The sequence below is a fragment of the Pseudoalteromonas sp. CO325X genome (assembly GCF_004208955.1).
GTDB classification, from domain to species: domain Bacteria; phylum Pseudomonadota; class Gammaproteobacteria; order Enterobacterales; family Alteromonadaceae; genus Pseudoalteromonas; species Pseudoalteromonas ruthenica.
In genome coordinates this window covers 60,246-79,978 of sequence record NZ_SGPG01000036.1, presented here as the reverse complement: position 1 = coordinate 79,978, position 19,733 = coordinate 60,246, and the positions used below count along the sequence as shown (strand labels likewise).

Here is a 19,733-nt window from a genome sequence, read left to right as displayed (position 1 = left end):
CTCTTTTTTAACGAAAGTTGAATTAATCCAATTCTGCGCGCAGCTTCTTCAATACCGCTTTTACCTTCTCAACATTCTCTGGCCCCATGCGTAATAGCTGCTTCTGAGCGGGAGGTAAATTCTCCCATTCGGAATAAGCGTACTTGTAGGTGACTGAATCTCGTAATAAGGGTACCTGAGTAGTCATTTCGGGTGTCTCTAAAAGCAAGTCAATCGACTGCTTTAAGCGTGCCTCAAAACTACTGTTAGGGTCGCCAACTTCACCATAGGCCTGTTCAATCAGTGGTTCATATTGTTCATACAGTGCCACCAACTGATCGGTATTCATCGAGGTCAAAATACCAACATAGGGGTCATAGCGCTCAAAGCTCTGCGGATCCATCGTCAGCACATCGCCTTCTTCCACAGTGAAAGGCTGCTCGAGTTTTTCCACTGGCGAGTGGTTTGTGGCCACACGCCCCTCGGCAAGATTATTGACAAACACCACAGTGCGGCGGATCAAGTCGTCATTGACCAGCAAATTAGCGCTAGATTGAGCCAGCGATTGTTGCAAGCTGGCGCTGACCATCTCATCGCTATCGTCCAAGGCCGGCAACTCGGGTTGCGGCTCGGGCTGTTCGTCTTCACGAGACTGTGGGCGCTGTTGCTGCTCATCGGGGTTGCTCACGTCTGTGGTTGTCGGCGCGGCTTGGGGTTTACTTTCAGGCTCGGGCTCTGCAACAGGCTGAGGTTTGTCTTCCACTGGCAACTGCGCAGGCTCAGGGGTGGCCTCAAGTGGCAAAGGCTGTTGAGATTGTTTACTGACGACAAAAATTACCACCACAGCCAACACCACTAACACCACCAATGCTAGGATGATGTTGTTACGGCTGGGACCGCGTTTACTCTCATGTTCGGTAGGTTGTTCACTCATAAAGGCTCCGTTATGAAAAAGTCAAAATCGTCAATCTTCAAAAATTAATCTGCCCTAATTGCTGCGAGCATACTCGCCGTTGAGCATATCTTTTTATTTTAGAATCTTTTACATTAACACTATGTGTCCATTTAAGTGCAAATACAATGCGAAAGCAAACTAATTGCGGTCGCGCTGGAACAGCGTTGCTACTGAGCGGCGGCGGCGCGCGAGCCGCTTATCAAGTAGGTGTCCTCAAAGCGCTAACACAAAGCCTTCCAAGAACGGCGCCACTGCCATTTAAAGTGATCACCGGCACCTCTGCCGGAGCAATTAACTCTGTGGCGCTTGGATGTTGGGCTTCGTGTGCTCATTTGGCGAGCCGCAAGCTTGAGCAAGTCTGGGGACAGTTTCACACCAGCGATGTTTATCGCAGTGATTTTGCGCATGTATTTGGCCACCTTATAAAAAACATTTTATCGAGCTTTCGCTCTGGGCACGCCAATCATGCCCCAGCGAGCTTATTCAACAATGCCCCTCTGCGGCAATTATTAGCCGAAGTGCTGCCTATGGAGCGTATCGACCGTAACATTCACCGTGGTGTGCTCGATGCGTTAGCAGTCACTGCGTCCAACTACAGTACCGGCGACTCCGTTACCTTCTACCAAAGCAATGAGGCCAAACCCTGGCGGCGGGCCAAACGTCAGGGTGTCAAAGCTCGCATCCATTTAGAACACCTGATGGCCTCCAGTGCTATTCCCGTGGTCTTTCCCAGCGTAAAGATTCGACACCAATACTATGGTGATGGTTCCATTCACCAGATGTCTCCCCTGTCCAGCGCCATTCATCTTGGTGCCGAGCGCATCTTTGTTATCGGTGTTGAACAACCCAAAGAGGAACATCGTAAATATGCGCCGCACTACCCGGGCATTTCGCATATCGCGGGGCATCTGTTGGACAGCGTGTTTGCTGACACACTGCATGGTGACTTAGAGCGCCTTGAGCGCATTAACCGTACGGTGGGGTTGTTGAGCGCGAAAGATAAACATCGTGAGCTCAAGCATATCGATACAATGGTGATCAACCCATCACATAACTTTAATGCCATTAGTAGCGAGTATTACGATGACATGCCGCTGGCCATTCGCACCCTACTACGTGGTATCGGCGTAAAACGCTACAGTGAGTCAAGCTTGCCGAGCTACTTGTTGTTTGAACGCCGTTATACACAACACTTGATGGAGCTGGGTTATCAGGACGGGCTGGCGCAACTGGGGCAACTGCGCGCGTTTTTGTGTCTCGATTAACTGCCGCCATTGAGTAAAAAGCGCTCGCAACGCTCCACTCGCCGTGGTTTGCCCTTTAACACCAATACGTCATGCCCCTGTAGACTGGTTTCAATACTGGGCGCTTCTATCTCACGTCCTTGACGGCGCAGCGCGGCAATACTCACACGCCGTGCTTGCAGGTTGAGCTCGGCGATGGTTTTACCCACGGCATAGGCGTTATCTGCCAAGGCAAATACATGCAAGTACTCTAAACGCTCGGTGTTTTCATCGCGGTGTGGCGCCTCATCACTAATATAATAACTGTGCAATAAGGAGTAACGGTTTTCTCGCTCTTGGCTAACCCGACGAATAATACGCTTCATCGGCACCCCACTCATAAATAGCACATGAGACGACAACATCAGGCTGGCTTCTAACGACTCAGGCACGACCTCTGACACGCCACTTTCTTTTAACTCATCAAGGTGGGCATCATCGGGCATGCGCGCGAGGATATTCACCTGCGGCGCGACTTGTTTCACTACCTCGGCGACCATTTGTACCTTGCTAAGATCAGTGAAGGTAATCACCACCAAACGCGCCTGTGCCGTTCCTGCGCGTTCAAGAATGCTTTTTTGCGTGACATCGCCAAACATCGCATGGTAACCGGAATTTCTTCCTTGTTGCACGAGGTAAGGGTCCAGTTCAATGGCAACAAAAGGCAACGCCTCACTGGAAAGAAAACGCCCGATATTTTGTCCAACTCGCCCGTAGCCACAAATTATCACATGCTCACTGAGGCTTTCATCTACACACTCAATGCGCTCGGGGGCTTCAGTACTGGCGCGAAAAAGATGATGTACCCACTTAGGCGAGTGCTCTATTAAATACGGAGTAATGGCCATGGAAAATACCCCTAAGGCGATGAGAAACGACGCCAACTCACCGGCAAAAATTCCCTGGTTCCCAGCTAAAGCCACCAACACAAAGCCAAATTCCCCCATTTGACAGAGCATCAGGCCTGCACTTAAAGCATCGCTTTTGCGCTCTCCCATCAGTTGCGCAATGCCAGCCAGTAACACCAGTTTACTGAGCATCAATACCGCTAACGCGGCGAAAATAATATGCGCATGCGTTAATACATAGGCTAGGTCTAACTGCATCCCCACAGTGACAAAAAAGAGCCCCATAAGGATGTCCCGGAACGGCCGAATATCACTCTCTAATTGGTGACGGTACTGGCTTTCACCCAACATCATTCCTGCTAAAAAAGCCCCTAACGCCATGGATAACCCGAACCAGTAAGTCAGCCCACCGGCAAATAATGTCACCAGTAAAGTGGTTAATACAAACAGCTCTTCATTACGCATTCGCGCCACTTCATTGAAGATCCGTGGCAAACACCATTTGCCGATGGCCCACAGCAAGGTGCACACAACGGCTCCTTTGGCCAAAGCCATTGCCAAACTATAGGTTAATGATTGCTCAGTATCACTGGCCAGTAACGGGATGGTAATAAGCAGCGGTACCACGGCTAAATCTTGAAACAGCAACACCCCAACTGCGAGTTGACCGCGCCGTTTCTGCAGCTGCCCGGTGTCCTTCAAGCATTTAACCACCACCGCCGTGGAGGACAACGCCATGAGCGTCGCGATGGCAAACGCGCTCAACGCGTCAAACGAAAAACCCCACAACAACAAGAAAAACACCGCAGAAGTGAGCACCACTTGCAGTAAGCCAACACCAAATACGATGTTACGCATGGCAATCAAGCGTGGCAGGGAGAATTCTAGGCCCAAACTGAATAATAAAAAGACAATGCCAAGCTCAGCAATACCATGCATTTCATGGCCATTGGCAAGCCAGGCAAATCCATGCGGTCCGGCCAACAGCCCTGTGGCTAAATACGCTAAGATAGGCGGCAATCCAAGGCGTTTAAACATCCACACTAAGATCACCGCACTGAGTAATAGACCCATCAATTCAATAAACAGCTGTTGCATGGCACTCCTTTGGCGTCAAAGACCTGACTCTGGGCTAATACTTTACCATTAACTATAGCAAGGGCTTGTTTTATATCCAGTTTAAAAATCTGGCATGTTTTTCGCTTATAAACACTACGAATTTAGTCTGGGAGTGCAATAGATGGATAATGTCCACATTTTGACTTATGCCAATACACAATCAAGCCATGATCAGCAGCAAGCGGCATCGTTTTGCCGCCCGCAATCTGCGGTCAATGTCGTGGCGTTAACCCAGCAACTTCAGCGTAGTCTGGAGGTGGTGGTGTTGCTTGATACGTTCGCGCAATTTGTGGCGCCTTATGCCAGTTTTGATGGCCTGCAATTACACAGTAGTTTGGGCGTCAGTGAAATGAGCAACAGCCGCAACACCAGTGTCGCCAATCGCTTCGATATTGACGTTGAACAAGAGCATCTCGGGCAACTGGTGTATTACAGCCACAGCCCGTTTAGCGATCAGCTATGTACGCAGCTAAAACAATGGCACCAAATACTCAGCTATCCACTGCGCAATGCCCTCACTTACAATCGAGTGTTACGCCTAGCCACGCGCGACCCATTAACGGGGCTCAATAATCGCAGCGACTTCAATATTGGCATGGAAAAGAAGCTTGAGGTTTGCCGCCGTCAGAACCGTCCTTTCAGCTTGATGTTATTGGATTTAGATAACTTTAAGCAGGTTAACGACCAACAGGGCCACCAAGTGGGCGATGAAACGCTACAAGAGTTTGCCATGATTTTAAAAAGCTCTGTACGCGGTACCGACTCAGTCTTTCGTTTTGGCGGCGATGAGTTCGCGGTGCTGATTGACGATGACGACTTTGATACCAATCGTGTGGTCGCCGAGCGGGTGCAAAAGGCAGTGCATGCCAATGCGTTGATGTCTCGTCATGGTGTGACAAGCAGTATTGGTTATGCCTTGGCTGAGGCCAAAGACTCTAGTATGAGTTTATTTGCTCGCGCCGACAAAGCCTTATATCAAGCGAAGAACTTAGGCCGCGATACCCATTATGGTGAGGCTAACAGTCACGATTTAGAGCGCACTAACTTAAACACACACAATAGCAGCCAAAACCCAGAGAAAAATGCCAAAATCAGCTGAAACAAGGATGTAAAGCTGGGTATATCAATGGCAATAACACTCACCAGCGGTGCCAGTACCCCGAGCACGAAAAACATGCCGCCCTTGCCTAGCCAGTAAGCGAGTAACAAAGCGCCGCATAACACGCCACTGAGCCCTGCATATGCCAATACATTGACATGTAATGTGCTCAGCAGCAGCGCCACCACTAATAACGTGAAGGTAACGGCTAGTGCCGCCGGGGCTTTGTTGACTAAAGATAAACCTACTTGGGGCGTTCGCTGCACTGCCATTGCACTCCGTTTTTGCTGAAATAATCATAATTATAGAAATAGCCAACCACGGCCACCAAGACATCATCGTAGTATATAAGCGGCACGTGTTGACGCTGCCACGGAGGCACTTGCAGGGCTTTGAACCACTGTGACAACTTCTTAGAATGCGCTTTATTATGAGGACGAATCACGCTACTTAGCTGCCCAAAGCGCACGCTCAATTGCTCTGCTCCCTCTAGAGGGCGCACTCCTTCGCCTGCTTGAGCGCTTAGTACGGTGCCATCACTCAACGTCACTCTCGTACAATCAGTGCTTAAACGCTGCGCTTCCAAGCTCGGTTGCTCCGTGCACAAATAAGCATGGTCTTGATATCGGCGTAATACACATGAAGAGCCGTGCAAACGCTTCAATACCACTTGCATCTGGCTGTCAGCGCGAGCGCACGATAACTGCTGAGCTAAGTCCTGTAGTTGCTTTTCACTGGGCATCACCACATCATGGCTGTATAGCCAATAACGTAACGCATTGTGGTAGCGCGCGTCGCTGAGCTTACGTAGTGATGTTAGATTAAGTGAGTTCTGGCCATGGGCGTTAGCAATATCATCGTGCGCAATCTCATCCAACAACCGTTGCTGGCGTTGTATGATTGCCATACTCTGCGCCACCTTTTTATAAAAACCGTTAAAACGCGCACTGAGCAGCGGTAATGCTTGATTGCGTAAGAAATTACGATCAAAGCCGTTATCATCGTTTGATTCATCATGAATGTGAAGCAGGCCCTGACGCTCTGCATACTCGTTAAGCTCGGCGCGAGAAAAACCAAGCAGTGGCCTTAGTAGCGGCCGTTGATGCCAATAGCTCAACGCCTGCATGCCACCCAGCCCTTTCAACCCTGCACCACGTTTAAGGCGTAAAAAGAAGGTTTCCACTTGGTCGTCGCGGTGCTGACCCAGCAGCAACACATAGCCCGCTGGCGCACAGCTATCAAGTGCTTGATATCGCTCTTGCCGAGCTTTATCTTCAATACCACGACGCGTTTGTGTGCCAATGTGGACACGTTCGGCGAAAAACGTTATCTCACGCTGCTCACACTGCTGAGCACAGAAGTCTAACCACTGATCGGCATCAGCACTCAAGTTATGATGAACGTGAATAGCACACAGCGCTAGGTTTTCACGCTGAGCATAACGCCAAGCCAACTCTAAAAGCACCATAGAATCGAGGCCGCCGCTTAGGGCCACCGCCAACCCTTTTGTATCTGGCGCACATTTTAGTAAAGCATCAAGCTCTGAAGAAAAGGTATCTTGCATAGGTAGGCAATAAAAAGGCCGACAAATATCGGCCTTACTCGCGATGGCTTAACAGTAACCAAAGCTCATTAAGCGCTGATAGCGAGCATCAAGCATCTCGTCAACGCTATGTTCACGCAGCTCGGCTAAATCGCGCTTAAGCTGTGCTTTAAGGCTTTTCGCCATGGCATCGTAGTTACGATGAGCGCCGCCTAAAGGCTCTTCAATGACGGTATTGATGAGATCAAGCTCTTTCACTCGCTGCGCGGTCACACCCATGGCTTCGGCTGCCAAGGGCGCTTTTTCTGCACTTTTCCATAGAATCGATGCACAACCTTCAGGGGAGATCACTGAGTAGGTGCTGTATTGCAACATGTTCACTCGGTCGCCAACACCAATGGCTAATGCACCACCAGAGCCACCTTCACCTATCACGGTACATACCGTTGGCACTTTTAATGCCGCCATGACCTTCAAATTACGAGCAATTGCTTCACTTTGGCCGCGCTCCTCGGCACCCACACCCGGATAGGCTCCAGGGGTGTCGATAAAGGTGAATATAGGCATTTTAAAACGTTCGGCCATTTCCATTAGGCGCAGCGCTTTGCGATACCCTTCCGGTTTCGGCATGCCAAAATTGCGCTTGATTTTTTCTGCCGTATCACGGCCCTTCTGCTGGCCGATCACCATCACCGGTTCACCGTCTAAACGGGCTACACCACCGAGAATAGCAGGGTCGTTAGCGAAGGCACGATCGCCTGCTAGTTCATCAAATTCGGTAAAAATACGTTCAATGTAGTCGCGCGTATAAGGACGCAAAGGGTGACGCGCTAACTGCGAAACTTGCCATGCGCCTAACTCAGAGAAAATCTTTTCAGTTAGTTCGACATTTTTCTCTTTTAAACGGCTGACTTCTTCTTCCAGCCCTAAATCTAGTTCGCCAGCACGACTCACTGTGCGTAACTCTTCAATCTTCGCTTCCAATTCGGCAATTGGCAGTTCGAAATCCAAATAATTGAGACTCATGCTCTAATTAACCCACTTAATTAAATTCTAATTCGATATCTTGCGCCGTCAGTAAGGATAACTTATGAATCAAATCATCCGCTGGCGTCACACACCATTGTGTTCCTAGTTCTAGCTCGGCTAAGGCGTCCGGCCGGCGATAAACGACTTTTATCGGACATGTACCGAACTTATATGGTTCCAGCACTTTCTCTAACTTTTCGAAGAAGTTAGCATCAATTTGCGCCATATCTACCGTCATTTTCATCGCTTTAATGCGCTTTTCACGGGCCTCAGCGAGTGTACACACGTCTCTGGCGGTCATTGTAATGCCGCCAGAGAAGTTATCAAAGCTGACCTGTCCGGTTATAACCAAGATATTGTTGATTTGTAGCAATTCTTGGAAAGTTTCGAACTGTTCTGGGAATAAGCGTACATCAATTCGCGCACTCTTGTCATCTAAGGTCAGCAATCCCCAACGTTTATTCTTTTTATTGACCAAGGTGCGTGCATTTATCACCAGTCCGGCCGCTGTGGTTTGCACATCACGCTCTGTGGGCACTAAATCCACCAACTTGCCGCTGGTGTAATGTTTAAGCTCGCTGCGATATTGGTTAATGGGGTGGCCAGTTAAAAACAGCCCGAGCGTTTCGCGCTCGCCATCCAACCATTGGTTATCGGTAAAATAAGGCACCCGCTTAAAGGCTTGTTTGACTTCCTCGGGTTCGGTAGCCAAGAGCCCAAACATATCGCCTTGGCCTAATTGCTCGGCCTTGTTGTGCTGCTCGGCTGATTTAATCGCTTCGGGCAGTGAGGCCATTAAAATAGCACGTCCACCTTGTACTTGGTCTGGGCCAAGTTTATCCATGGCACCCGACATAATGAGCTTTTCAATCACCCGTTTATTCAGGCGTTTTAAATCCACCCGTGCACAAAAATCAAAGAGATCTTTAAACGGACCATCCTGCTCACGAGCACTGAGAATGGCTTCAACGGGCCCTTCACCCACGCCTTTGATGGCGCCGATACCGTACACAATCTCACCTTGGCGATTCACCGTAAACTTGTAGAGACCGGCATTAACATCCGGTGGCAACAAGGCGAGCTTCATATTCTCGCACTCATCAACCAAGGTCACGATTTTATCAGTGTTATCCATATCCGCCGACATCACCGCCGCCATAAATTCAGCGGGGTAATGGGTTTTCATCCACAGGGTTTGGTAAGACACCAAGGCGTAGGCAGCAGAGTGCGATTTGTTAAATCCGTACCCAGCGAATTTTTCCACCAAGTCAAAGATTTTCATCGCCAGTTCGCTGTCAATTCCCTGACTTTGCGCCCCTTCGGCAAAGGTTGAACGCTGCTTCGCCATCTCTTCTGGCTTTTTCTTACCCATGGCTCGACGTAGCAAATCTGCGCCACCGAGTGAGTAGCCGGCGAGTACCTGAGCAATCTGCATGACCTGCTCCTGATAAAGGATAACCCCATAAGTGGGCTCCAAAATCGGTTTCAAGCTGTCATGCTGATACTGCGAGTCTGGGTAGGAGATTTCTTCGCGTCCGTGCTTACGGTCGATAAAGTTATCAACCATGCCCGATTGCAAGGGACCAGGTCGGAATAAGGCCACCAGGGCTATCATATCCTCAAAGCAGTCCGGCTTCAGGCGGCGGATAAGATCCTTCATCCCGCGCGATTCGAGCTGGAAGACTGCAGTAGTTTCGGCCCGTAATAGCAGGTCGATACTGGCGCGGTCGTTAAGGGGAATGGCATTGATGTCCACCGGCTCCTTGCCTTCACGGGCTAGGCGCTCGTTGGTCATATCCAGTGCCCACTGCAAGATGGTCAAGGTACGTAGACCGAGGAAGTCAAACTTCACTAAGCCGGCGGTTTCAACGTCATTTTTATCGAATTGCGTGACCGGGAACTTGCCTTCCTCATCACAATACAGCGCCGCAAAATCAGTGATGGTGGTCGGCGATATCACCACGCCGCCGGCGTGCTTACCGGCGTTTCGTGTACAGCCTTCAAGAATACGGCACATATCAATGAGATCGCGCACTTCCTCATCGCCGTCGTAGGCCTCTGGCAGTCGCGGCTCAACCTCAAAGGCTTTTTCCAAGGTCATACCCGGGTCGCCAGGCACCAACTTGGAAATACGGTCAACAAACCCGTAGGGATGGCCCAATACCCGCCCTACATCGCGGATCACCGCCTTTGCGGCCATAGTACCAAAGGTAATGATCTGTGATACTGCATCACGACCATATAATTTGGAAACGTGATCAATCACCTCATCCCGTCGGTCCATACAAAAGTCGACATCGAAATCCGGCATTGAGACCCGCTCGGGATTCAAAAAGCGCTCGAATAGTAAATCGAATTGCAGCGGGTCTAAGTCGGTAATTTTCAGGGCATACGCCACCAGTGAACCGGCACCGGAACCACGTCCTGGGCCCACTGGGATATTGTTATCCTTGGACCACTGGATGAATTCCATAACGATTAAGAAGTAACCGGGGAACCCCATCTGGTTAATAACATCGAGCTCGATTTGCAGGCGCTCGTCATATTCGCCGCGACGCTCAGCGCGTACCTGCTCATCGGGAAACAGGAATTGCAACCGCTCTTCTAGACCTTCACGAGAGACTTTAACCAAGAAGTCGTCTATTTTCAGCGAACCGGTGGGGTAATCAGGCAAAAAGTAAGTGCCTAGCTGGACGGTCACGTTACAGCGCTTGGCGATTTCAACGGTATTGGCGAGCGCCTCAGGAATATCACTGAATAGCTCGGCCATTTGCGCCGGGGTTTTTAAATACTGTTCGCTGGAGAAGCGCTTCGGTCGGCGCTTATCCTCTAAGGTGTAGCCGTCATGGATGGCGACACGAATTTCATGGGGCTCGAAATCTTGTTGCTCAAGAAACACCACTTCATTGGTTGCCACCACAGGTAACTGGTGGGCTGTCGCGTGCTCAACGGCCAAATGTAAGTAGCTTTCTTCATCAGCGCGCCCGGTGCGCATTAATTCAAGGTAGAAATTGCCGGCAAAATGTTGGCGGTAAAATTGGCTGATCTCTTCAATCACTCCAACATTGCCTTTAAGCAGCGCCTTGCCCAAGTCACCGTCTTTGCCGCCACTGAGTAAAATTAGCCCCTCACTGTGCTCCGCCAACCACTGACGGTCAACCATAGCACGGTGCATCACATGGCCACGCAAATAGGCTTTAGAAATCAGTAAGGTGAGGTTGTTATAGCCTTCGTTATTCTTTGCCAACACCACCAAACGACAAGGCTCATCGGGAAACTCCGGGCTATTGAGCCAAATATCGGCGCCGACAATGGGTTTTATCCCAGCGCCATGGGCGGCACCATAAAAACGCACCAGACCACACAGGTTCATTTGGTCGGTAATGGCTAAGGCGCTGAGCTGCTGTGCTTGCGCCGCACTGACAATAGGCTTGGTTTTAGCCAAGCCATCAACCATGGAAAAGTCGCTGTGAACGCGCAGATGGACAAATTCAGGTGCGGCCATTATTGCCCCCGCTCGGCGAGTACACGCTGCACCGGTTTAAAGCTCTTGCGGTGAAACTCGGTGGCTCCATGTTCGGCCAATGCCGCAAAATGAGCTTTAGTTGGGTAGCCTTTATGGCCCGCAAAGCCATATTCGGGGAATTGCGCATCCAAGGCTATCATTTCCTCATCCCGTGCCACCTTAGCTAAAATTGAAGCGGCGCTGATTTCAGCCACCAGCGCGTCGCCTTTGACCACGGCTTGTGCAGCCACATCGAGCTGCGGTAGGCGATTACCATCAACAAAGACAAAGTCAGGAGTAATATCAAGCCCCGCCACAGCTCGCGACATGGCAAGCATGGTCGCGTGCAAGATATTGAGCTCATCTATCTCGCTGACACTGGCACGGGCAATACAGTAACTCAATGCCTTTTCTTTTATCTCAGCACTTAAGGCGTTGCGCTTTTTATCGCTCAGCTTTTTTGAATCACTTAGTCCGGCTATCGGTTTATTGGGGTCAAGGATCACCGCTGCGGTCACCACATCCCCCACCAGCGGGCCACGCCCCACTTCATCTACACCGGCAATATACTGAACATCGGGACGATTAATTTGCATCGATAAGCTCCAATACGGCTTTGGCTGCTTGAGCACTGGCATCGCAGCGAATGTTTTTATGGATTTGCGTAAAACGCGCAACCAAGGCTTGATTATCCCCGTATAACTTAGGCTCAAGCGCAGCGCATAAGTTATCGACATTACACTGGTGCTGTAAAAACTCGGGAACCAGCTCCTCGTCAGCCAACAAATTAGGCAACGAGAAGTACTTGATGGTGAAGGTAAACACATGCTGCACCATCCAATAGGTCATGGCTTTGAGCTTGTATCCCACCACCATAGGCTTTTTATACAACATCCCTTCCAGTGAGGCGGTTCCCGACGCCAGTAAAATAGCGTCACTGGCTTGCATCGCTAAGCTCGATTGACCATCAAGTAATAGCGCGTTTAACTTCGGTGCATGTTGTTGTTGCAACGCTAAGAACTGCGCTTTGCGCGCTTCGTTCACCAAGGGCACCACAACTTTTAAGTCTGGATTGGCTTGCTGCAGACGCTCAGCGGTTTGCGCATAGGTGGGTGTCAGTAGCCCCACTTCCGAGCCACGACTACCCGGTAACAGCGCCAACACTTTATCGTCGCTACTGAGCCCCAGTTGCGCCCGCGCATGCTGGTTGCTTTGCTCTACAGCGATATCATCGGCCAAGGTATGACCGACAAAGGTGCATGGTACTTGGTGCTTATCATAAAAGGCTTTCTCAAAAGGCAGCAGCGACAGCACTAAATTAGTGGCTTTGGCGATGTTATGAATACGCTTTTGTCGCCACGCCCACACCGAAGGGCTGACATAATGCACAGTGGTGATCCCCGCTTGCTTCAACGGCAGCTCAACGCGTAAATTAAAATCGGGCGCATCAATACCAATAAATACATCAGGAGGGTTGTCGATAAAGTGCTGCACCAATCCTTTGCGAATCTTTAACAACCTAGGCAAGCGCGAGAGCACCTCAACGAGTCCCATTACCGAAAGCTCTTCCATATCAAACAAGCTTTCACACCCGAGGGCGTTCATGCGGGGACCGCCAATACCGACGAACTGGGCATCAGGGTGGCGTTGTTTAATGGCTTTTATTAGGCCTTCACCAAGAATGTCACCGGACATTTCACCGGCAACGATGCCGATGCGAAGAGGTTGAGTGGCGCTCATATTGGGGACAGATTCCACTTTGGGCTGTTGTTATTAACCGCCTAGTCTACCCTGTTTGCGATGCGCTTAAAACCTCGTTGCTATTAAATGCACAATCCTTCTACGCCCTAGCTTGATGAGCTGGTTGATATTTTTCCTGTGTGCCTTTCTTTTAAATTAGATGTTGCTAATATTGTGTTGACTTCGTAAGCAGTAGTCTGGATACTAACAAAAGTTTCAGTAATTACTGAAACTTCAAACAAGCTTACATTAAGGGGTGTTCCATGATAGATGAATCCTTTGTAGACATTTCCCGTCTACAATTTGCAATCACTGCCTTCTATCACTTTTTGTTCGTGCCGCTCACGTTAGGGATGACATGGATTTTGGTGATAATGGAGTCTGTCTATGTAATGACAGGGCGCGAAATTTACCGTGATATGACGAAATTCTGGGGGAAGTTATTTGGTATTAACTTCGCCTTAGGGGTGGCCACCGGACTGACTATGGAGTTCGAGTTTGGTACCAACTGGTCTTATTATTCTCATTACGTTGGTGATATCTTCGGTGCGCCCCTTGCCATTGAAGGGCTGATGGCGTTTTTCTTAGAGTCCACCTTGGTCGGCATGTTCTTTCTAGGCTGGGATCGGCTCAGTAAAGTGCAGCACTTGGGGGTGACCTTCTTTATGGCGGTGGGCACCAACCTCTCCGCGCTGTGGATTTTAGTCGCCAATGGCTGGATGCAAAACCCTGTGGGTTCAGAGTTTAACTACCTGACCATGCGTATGGAAATGCAAAGCTTTGCCGAATTGGTGTTTAACCCGGTGGCACAGGTTAAGTTTATTCATACCGTCTCTGCCGGCTATGTTGCCGCCTCTATGTTTGTGCTTGGGATCAGTGCCTTTTATATTCTTCGCGGCCGTGATGTTGCTTTTGCTAAACGCTCGTTTTCGGTTGCCTGTAGTTTTGGCTTAGCCTCGGTATTGTGCGTGATTCTGCTCGGTGATGAGTCCGGCTACGAGGTCGGCGAGGTGCAAAAAGTGAAACTCGCGGCGATTGAAGCGGAGTGGGAAACCGAGCCTGCCCCAGCCGCTTTCACGTTATTTGGTTTTCCAGACTCTGAAACACAACAAACCCATGCGGCGGTGAAAATCCCCTATGTTATGGGCATTATTGCTACCCGCTCGCTGGATGAGGAAGTCACCGGCATTAAAGAGTTGCAACAAAACCATGAACAACGTATCCGCAGTGGTATGGTGGCTTATCGCTACTTGGAAAAGCTGCGCAATGGCGAGGAAACACCAGAAAATATTCGTCAATTCAATCAGTACAAAGACGACTTAGGCTACGGCTTACTATTAAAGCGTTATTTGGATGACGTGTATAACGCCGATGAAGCGCAAATCCAAAAAGCGGTGCAAGACTCTATCCCACAAGTTGGGCCACTGTTTTGGGCATTTCGTATTATGGTTGCCTGTGGCATGGTGATGCTGCTGATCTTTGCCGCCGCGTTTTATTACAATGCTAAACGTCAAATCGAGCAAAAACGTTGGCTACTCAAAGCGGCGTTATTTGCCATACCACTGCCCTGGATTGCCATTGAAACAGGATGGTTTGTGGCTGAGTATGGCCGCCAGCCTTGGGCTATTTCCGAGGTATTACCGACCTTTATGGCCACCTCGAGTCTGACCTTTAATGATGTGCTTATCTCCTTAATTGGCTTTATTACCTTTTACACCGTATTGGCCATTATCGAAATCTGGTTAATGTTGCACTTTATTAAGCAGGGGCCAAGCTCACTGCATACAGGGAAGTATTACTTCGAGCGTCAACAGCAACTACAGGAGAGCAAATCATGATATTTGATTATGAAACGCTAAAACTTATCTGGTGGGTGCTTATTGGCGCATTGCTCATTGGCTTTGCCATTACTGACGGCATGGATATGGGCGCTGCTACCTTGTTACCTTTCGTTGCCAAACAGGATGTCGAGCGCCGAGTAGTGATCAACACCGTAGGTGCACACTGGGACGGTAACCAAGTCTGGCTTATTACCGCAGGCGGTGCACTCTTTGCCGCTTGGCCAATGGTGTATGCCGCTGCCTTTTCAGGCTTCTACTTTGCCATGATGCTGGTGTTGTTTGCGCTGTTTTTCCGCCCCTTGGCCTTTGACTATCGCTCTAAACTGGATAACCCAACATGGCGTAACCGCTGGGATTGGGCGCTTTTCTGCGGCAGTTTCATTCCAGCACTGATTTTCGGGGTGGCCTTTGGTAACTTGTTGCAAGGGGTACCTATTCATATCGATAATCTCATGCGGGTGAGCTATCACGGCTCCTTCTTTGGGCTGTTGAATCCTTTTGCACTGCTATGCGGTGTGATCAGTGTGGCCATGCTGGTTGGCCACGGTGGCGTATGGTTACAAATGCGCACCGCTGAGCCCGTAGCTTCACGTAGCGCCCGTTTCGGTCGCATCGCGCTGGTTGTCGCCCTCGCTGGCTTTGCCTTGGCCGGGGCGTGGCTGACGCAAATCGACGGCATGCAGATTGTCACTATGGCCGATACCAATGCCCATGCCGACCCATTAGCAAAAACAGTGACCACTGCGACCGGTCTATGGTTGAACAATTACAGCGAACGTAGTTGGACCTTGGCGTTCCCAATCTTGGCGTTTGCCGGAGGTCTGTTGGCCTTGTTGTGCTCACTTAAGAGTAGACCTGGTTTTGGCTTCATCTGTTCGAGCATCATGTTGTTAGGCATTATTATGACCTTTGGCGCATCTCTGTTCCCGTTCATTATGCCTTCCAGCCATGACGCCAATATGAGCTTAACCATTTGGGACGCCGTTTCCAGCCACATGACTTTGAATATCATGTTTATTGTGGTCGCTATACTGCTCCCCATAGTACTGTCTTACACCACTTGGTGTTATGTGAAGATGTGGCGCCGAGTAAGCAGTGAAGAGATTGAAAACAACACCCATGGCAGCTATTAAGGAGGCATTATGTGGTATTTTACGTGGATTTTAGGAGTATTATTCGCTGTTGCCTTCGGCGTGATCAACGTCATGTGGTATGAAATGGGCCAGCACAATGATTGTGTAGCCGACGATCACAAGGAGCATGATTAATACATGACCCCCCGCCCCAACCGCGCGCAGCAAAACCAGCTGCGCGTTTTTTTAAAAAACTTTTCACGTTCACAAAATGGCGCGATGCTGATAAGCATTTCCTTAGGTATCGTCAATGCCTTACTGATGATAGTGAGCTGTTATTTATTAGCACACATTTGCCATGCAGTGATGTTTGCAGATGAGCACTTAGCGCAACAGCACACCCAGTTAGCCATACTGGCTGGCATAGTGGTACTGCGAGCGCTGTGCAGTGGCGTTAGTCGCTATGTCAGTGAGCGCTGCGCCATTGCTCTAAAACAGCAAATGCGCCATGCACTTTGGCAAGCCATGGTCGCAAAACAGCGCCAAGGTCAGCTTGAACACAGCCCAGCGCAGTTGGTCAATATCCTTAACCAAGGCGTGGAATCACTGCACGATTACTTCGCCAAATACATTCCTGCTGTCGCTTACGCGGGCTTTATCCCTCTCGCTATTATCGCCGTAGTCTTTCCTATCGACTGGCAATCTGGGTTAATCTTTCTTGTTACGGCGCCACTCATTCCTTTTTTCATGATTTTAATCGGTTATAAAGCCGAGGCGCTCAATGAGCAAAACTGGCAGCAGCTACAGCGTCTTGGCCATTATTTTATGGATCGCCTACAAGGCTTAGTGCAGCTGAAGCTATTCAATAACGAGCGCCAGCAAATTGAAAATGTCGCGCTGATGGCCGATAAATTTCGCATCACCACCCTCTCGGTACTGCGTATTGCCTTTATATCCACCTTAGCACTGGAATTTTTGGCGACCATCAGTATCGCCTTAGTGGCTGTGATTATTGGCTTTCGCCTTTACTTTGGCTCGTTAGATTTTGCCACCGGTTTTGTGGTGCTGTTGTTGGCGCCGGAGTTTTATCTGCCGCTGCGCCAGTTAGGTCAGCACTACCATGCCAAGCTCAAAGGCTTAGCCAGTGCCAGCTCAATGCTGTCGCTGCTACAAAAAGCAGACACCGACACTATTAAAGGTGAGCAATTAGCGAACCATACCCCTATCCATACAGTGAGCACCGAGAATCTGTGCTGGCGCTTTGACGACGCCCAGCACGACACCTTACAGCAGCTATCGCTTAAGTTCTGCGGCCCCGGCATGCATGCCATTGTCGGCGCAAGCGGCAGCGGCAAGTCCACATTACTGGATTGCTTGATGGGCCTAAAACCCAGTGTCGCCGGAGCCATTAAAATAAACGACCACGCCTTAAGCACTTTAGACATCCAGCAATATCAACAGCGCATCGCTTGGGTTGCCCAATCGCCGACACTCTTTAGTGGCAGCATCGCCGAAAATGTCGCCTTGGCGCAACCAGAGGCACCACTGGGTGCCATTCGCGCGGTCTGTAAAGACGTTGCCCTGGATGATTACATTATGACCCTCGCGCAAGGCTACGACACGCCCATAGGCGAGCTCGGTAAAGGGTTATCCGGAGGGCAAATACAGCGCCTAGCTTTGGCCCGTGCACTGTTAGGCAAACCCGAAGTGCTGTTTTTAGATGAGCCCACAGCGGCTCTTGATAAGCACAGTGAGGCGCATGTGCAGCGGTGCTTAGAGCAGCTCAGTAAACACTGCTTAATTATCGTTATTGCCCATCGTTTGCATACCATCAGCGATGCACAGCAGGTGGTGGTCATGGAGCAAGGCCGTATCGTTGAGCAAGGTAATTACTCACTGTTGATACAGCAACCCCACTCAGCACTCAACCACTTACTCCAAGGAGCGGCGGTCGATCATGGCTAATTGGCAGTTTTTGTTATCGTTATTGCGCCCCCACCTAAAGTGGGCAGTCATTGGCTTGGCACTGGCGCTGTGCGCCTTAATAGCGAATGTTACTTTGCTGGCGATCTCCGGTTGGTTTCTTGCAGCCATGGCCAGTGCCGGGCTGCAAGGGATCACCATGAACTATTTTACCCCAGCGGGCATTATTCGTTTTTTGGCGGTGGTGCGCACCGCCAGTGGTTACGGTCAACGCTTGGTCAATCACAACACCACGTTTTTGGTGCTCAAAACCTTGCGAGTGAGCGTGTTTGCAGCACTCACCAAAGTGCCCTTGCAACAATTCACCAGTATTGGCCAACAGCTATCGCAATTGCAAGACGATGTTGAGCGCCTTGATGAGTTTTACATTGGTGTGCTTTTACCGATTTTACTTGCCCTTGTTGCGCTGCCTTTGTTCGCTTGGGTATTAAGCCTGTATAGCATAATGTTGATGGTGGTCAGCGTCAGTGCACTGCTGCTGTGCGGCGTACTGTTACCCTGGTGGTTAAGCCGCAACTTAAAGAGCATTGGCACTCACACCCAAGCGGCTCACACACAACTTAATGAGCGCTTGGTGGAAGCGACCCGGGGGTTAAAAGAGCTACAACTGGCTGGCGCCTGTGAGCGCTACTGGGAGCACATCGATCGTGCCCAACACGCTTTAGCTAACGAGCAACAACGCTCACAAAATTGGTATGCGCGTCATCAGGGGTTGTCATTATTTGTTAGTCAACTGACCATTATTTTCGTGCTTATCGTCATGATCCCCATGGTCACCAGTGGCGCTATGGTTAACGTCAATCTGGCGATGTTGATGTTACTGGTACTCGGGGGATTTGAAATAGTGCTAACACTCCCTGATGCTATGCTTAAACTCGAACTGACATTGGCAAGCAGCGAGCGCCTGCGCCAATTGGTGGCGCAGCCCAAGCACAGTCAAGCTAAGGAAATAGGCGAGCTCACTAGCCAAGAGGTGTACTCCCTGGACGCACTGAATTACACCTACCCCGATAGCAGTAACGGCATAACGGATATCAGCTTCACCATTAAGCAAGGCGAAAAAGTGGCTATTGTTGGTGCCAGCGGTGCTGGCAAGTCCACCCTACTGGCATTACTCAGTGCCCAGCTGCAGCCGAGCTCCGGCAGCCTAGAGTGTTTTTCTCGCCCGCTTTCGAGTCTTAACACGCATTGGCTTTACCAGCACTTGGGTATGTTGTCGCAACAATGCCATGTGTTCAGTAGTAGTATTAAGAACAATTTGCTGTTGGCGAAAGACGATGCCAACGAGCAGCAACTTTGGCAGGCGCTTGCTCAAGCGCAGCTGAAGGATTTTGTCGCGACAACCGAGCATCAGCTCGATACACTTGTGGGCACTGGCGGGCGGACTCTATCTGGAGGCGAAGCACGACGTTTGCACATTGCCCAGCAATTATTACGCGACCCACGCGTGCTGTTACTCGACGAGCCCACACGCGGACTGGATAACCGCAACCAAGAGCTGGTTATTGACGCCTTAATGGCACTGTTTAACACTCGTACCGTGATCACCGTGACCCATGAAAGCACGCTGTTAAACCGTATGGACCAGGTGGTTTGGCTCGAGCAGGGCCGTGTTAGGGCCACGGGCACACATCAGCAACTGCAAAAGCACCGTGATTATGTCCGCCTAACCAGTGTGATTAACTAAGCCACAAAAAAAGCGCCCTCAAGGCGCTTTTTATTATTCACTCAAAATA

The 19,733-nt window shown here is 50.0% G+C and carries 15 protein-coding genes; 7 read left to right on the top strand and 8 right to left on the bottom strand.

The annotated features are described in order from the left end of the window. Positions 1 to 22: 22 nt before the first annotated feature. Positions 23 to 913, bottom strand: coding sequence for a DUF3014 domain-containing protein (locus tag EXT46_RS18515; RefSeq protein WP_130149058.1), 891 nt, complete (start codon positions 911 to 913; stop codon positions 23 to 25). Positions 914 to 1,059: 146 nt separating this feature from the next. Here EXT46_RS18515 and EXT46_RS18510 point away from each other — a divergent pair, with 146 nt between their 5' ends. Next, positions 1,060 to 2,199: a patatin-like phospholipase family protein gene (locus EXT46_RS18510; RefSeq protein WP_130149057.1), complete on the top strand. Its 1,140-nt coding sequence runs from the start codon at positions 1,060 to 1,062 to the stop codon at positions 2,197 to 2,199. Here EXT46_RS18510 and EXT46_RS18505 read toward each other — a convergent pair. Continuing rightward, positions 2,196 to 4,163 carry a monovalent cation:proton antiporter-2 (CPA2) family protein gene (locus EXT46_RS18505; RefSeq protein ID WP_130149056.1) on the bottom strand — a complete coding sequence of 656 codons (1,968 nt, stop codon included), beginning with the start codon at positions 4,161 to 4,163 and terminating at the stop codon, positions 2,196 to 2,198. The genes EXT46_RS18510 and EXT46_RS18505 overlap by 4 nt on opposite strands. Before the next feature lie 142 nt (positions 4,164 to 4,305). Between EXT46_RS18505 and EXT46_RS18500 the strand changes: the two genes are divergently transcribed. After that, positions 4,306 to 5,283, top strand: coding sequence for a GGDEF domain-containing protein (locus EXT46_RS18500; RefSeq protein ID WP_130149055.1), 978 nt, complete (start codon positions 4,306 to 4,308; stop codon positions 5,281 to 5,283). On the opposite strand, the gene EXT46_RS18495 is transcribed toward EXT46_RS18500, so the two are convergent. The 6 genes from EXT46_RS18495 to lpxB are packed head-to-tail and all read right to left on the bottom strand — an operon-like array spanning position 5,208 to position 13,100. Then, positions 5,208 to 5,555 (bottom strand): hypothetical protein, encoded by a 348-nt coding sequence (locus EXT46_RS18495; protein WP_240701172.1) that lies wholly within the window; start codon positions 5,553 to 5,555, stop codon positions 5,208 to 5,210. The two genes, EXT46_RS18500 and EXT46_RS18495, sit on opposite strands and share 76 nt — an antisense overlap. Beyond that, positions 5,528 to 6,847, bottom strand: coding sequence for a tRNA lysidine(34) synthetase TilS (gene tilS, locus EXT46_RS18490; RefSeq protein WP_130149054.1), 1,320 nt, complete (start codon positions 6,845 to 6,847; stop codon positions 5,528 to 5,530). The genes EXT46_RS18495 and tilS overlap by 28 nt, the downstream gene beginning before the upstream one ends. Before the next feature lie 48 nt (positions 6,848 to 6,895). Further along, complete coding sequence (gene accA / locus EXT46_RS18485) at positions 6,896 to 7,852, bottom strand: acetyl-CoA carboxylase carboxyl transferase subunit alpha (protein WP_022946673.1); 957 nt, start codon at positions 7,850 to 7,852, stop codon at positions 6,896 to 6,898. Positions 7,853 to 7,868: 16 nt separating this feature from the next. Next, complete coding sequence (gene dnaE / locus EXT46_RS18480) at positions 7,869 to 11,360, bottom strand: DNA polymerase III subunit alpha (protein WP_130149053.1); 3,492 nt, start codon at positions 11,358 to 11,360, stop codon at positions 7,869 to 7,871. Beyond that, on the bottom strand, positions 11,360 to 11,956 hold the full coding sequence (rnhB, locus tag EXT46_RS18475) for a ribonuclease HII (protein WP_130149052.1): 597 nt from the start codon (positions 11,954 to 11,956) through the stop codon (positions 11,360 to 11,362). The genes dnaE and rnhB overlap by 1 nt, the downstream gene beginning before the upstream one ends. Beyond that, positions 11,946 to 13,100, bottom strand: a complete 1,155-nt coding sequence (lpxB, locus tag EXT46_RS18470; RefSeq protein ID WP_130149051.1) for a lipid-A-disaccharide synthase — start codon at positions 13,098 to 13,100, stop codon at positions 11,946 to 11,948. The genes rnhB and lpxB overlap by 11 nt, the downstream gene beginning before the upstream one ends. 263 nt (positions 13,101 to 13,363) lie before the next feature. Between lpxB and EXT46_RS18465 the strand changes: the two genes are divergently transcribed. From EXT46_RS18465 to cydC, 5 genes are read left to right on the top strand one after another with little or no spacing between them, the layout of a single operon-like run. Continuing rightward, complete coding sequence (locus EXT46_RS18465) at positions 13,364 to 14,938, top strand: cytochrome ubiquinol oxidase subunit I (RefSeq protein ID WP_053910953.1); 1,575 nt, start codon at positions 13,364 to 13,366, stop codon at positions 14,936 to 14,938. Next, the gene (cydB, locus tag EXT46_RS18460) at positions 14,935 to 16,074 is read left to right on the top strand and encodes a cytochrome d ubiquinol oxidase subunit II (RefSeq protein WP_053910954.1); all 1,140 of its coding nucleotides are present in this window, start codon (positions 14,935 to 14,937) and stop codon (positions 16,072 to 16,074) included. Before EXT46_RS18465 ends, cydB begins: the two co-directional genes overlap by 4 nt. A gap of 9 nt (positions 16,075 to 16,083) precedes the next feature. Next, complete coding sequence (gene cydX / locus EXT46_RS18455) at positions 16,084 to 16,209, top strand: cytochrome bd-I oxidase subunit CydX (protein WP_022946769.1); 126 nt, start codon at positions 16,084 to 16,086, stop codon at positions 16,207 to 16,209. Between the two features lie 3 nt (positions 16,210 to 16,212). Next, positions 16,213 to 17,979, top strand: coding sequence for a thiol reductant ABC exporter subunit CydD (cydD, locus tag EXT46_RS18450; protein WP_130149050.1), 1,767 nt, complete (start codon positions 16,213 to 16,215; stop codon positions 17,977 to 17,979). After that, positions 17,972 to 19,684, top strand: coding sequence for a thiol reductant ABC exporter subunit CydC (cydC, locus tag EXT46_RS18445; RefSeq protein WP_130149049.1), 1,713 nt, complete (start codon positions 17,972 to 17,974; stop codon positions 19,682 to 19,684). Before cydD ends, cydC begins: the two co-directional genes overlap by 8 nt. The last annotated feature ends 49 nt before the right edge of the window (positions 19,685 to 19,733 follow it).

Bases quoted from the DNA above. Each gene is read 5' to 3' on its own strand.
- EXT46_RS18515 (WP_130149058.1), bottom strand. From the start codon at position 913: ATGAGTGAACAACCTACCGAACATGAGAGTAAACGCGGTCCCAGCCGT.
- EXT46_RS18510 (WP_130149057.1), top strand. From the start codon at position 1,060: ATGCGAAAGCAAACTAATTGCGGTCGCGCTGGAACAGCGTTGCTACTG.
- EXT46_RS18505 (WP_130149056.1), bottom strand. From the start codon at position 4,163: ATGCAACAGCTGTTTATTGAATTGATGGGTCTATTACTCAGTGCGGTG.
- EXT46_RS18500 (WP_130149055.1), top strand. From the start codon at position 4,306: ATGGATAATGTCCACATTTTGACTTATGCCAATACACAATCAAGCCAT.
- EXT46_RS18495 (WP_240701172.1), bottom strand. From the start codon at position 5,555: ATGGCAGTGCAGCGAACGCCCCAAGTAGGTTTATCTTTAGTCAACAAA.
- tilS (WP_130149054.1), bottom strand. From the start codon at position 6,847: ATGCAAGATACCTTTTCTTCAGAGCTTGATGCTTTACTAAAATGTGCG.
- accA (WP_022946673.1), bottom strand. From the start codon at position 7,852: ATGAGTCTCAATTATTTGGATTTCGAACTGCCAATTGCCGAATTGGAA.
- dnaE (WP_130149053.1), bottom strand. From the start codon at position 11,360: ATGGCCGCACCTGAATTTGTCCATCTGCGCGTTCACAGCGACTTTTCC.
- rnhB (WP_130149052.1), bottom strand. From the start codon at position 11,956: ATGCAAATTAATCGTCCCGATGTTCAGTATATTGCCGGTGTAGATGAA.
- lpxB (WP_130149051.1), bottom strand. From the start codon at position 13,100: ATGAGCGCCACTCAACCTCTTCGCATCGGCATCGTTGCCGGTGAAATG.
- EXT46_RS18465 (WP_053910953.1), top strand. From the start codon at position 13,364: ATGATAGATGAATCCTTTGTAGACATTTCCCGTCTACAATTTGCAATC.
- cydB (WP_053910954.1), top strand. From the start codon at position 14,935: ATGATATTTGATTATGAAACGCTAAAACTTATCTGGTGGGTGCTTATT.
- cydX (WP_022946769.1), top strand. From the start codon at position 16,084: ATGTGGTATTTTACGTGGATTTTAGGAGTATTATTCGCTGTTGCCTTC.
- cydD (WP_130149050.1), top strand. From the start codon at position 16,213: ATGACCCCCCGCCCCAACCGCGCGCAGCAAAACCAGCTGCGCGTTTTT.
- cydC (WP_130149049.1), top strand. From the start codon at position 17,972: ATGGCTAATTGGCAGTTTTTGTTATCGTTATTGCGCCCCCACCTAAAG.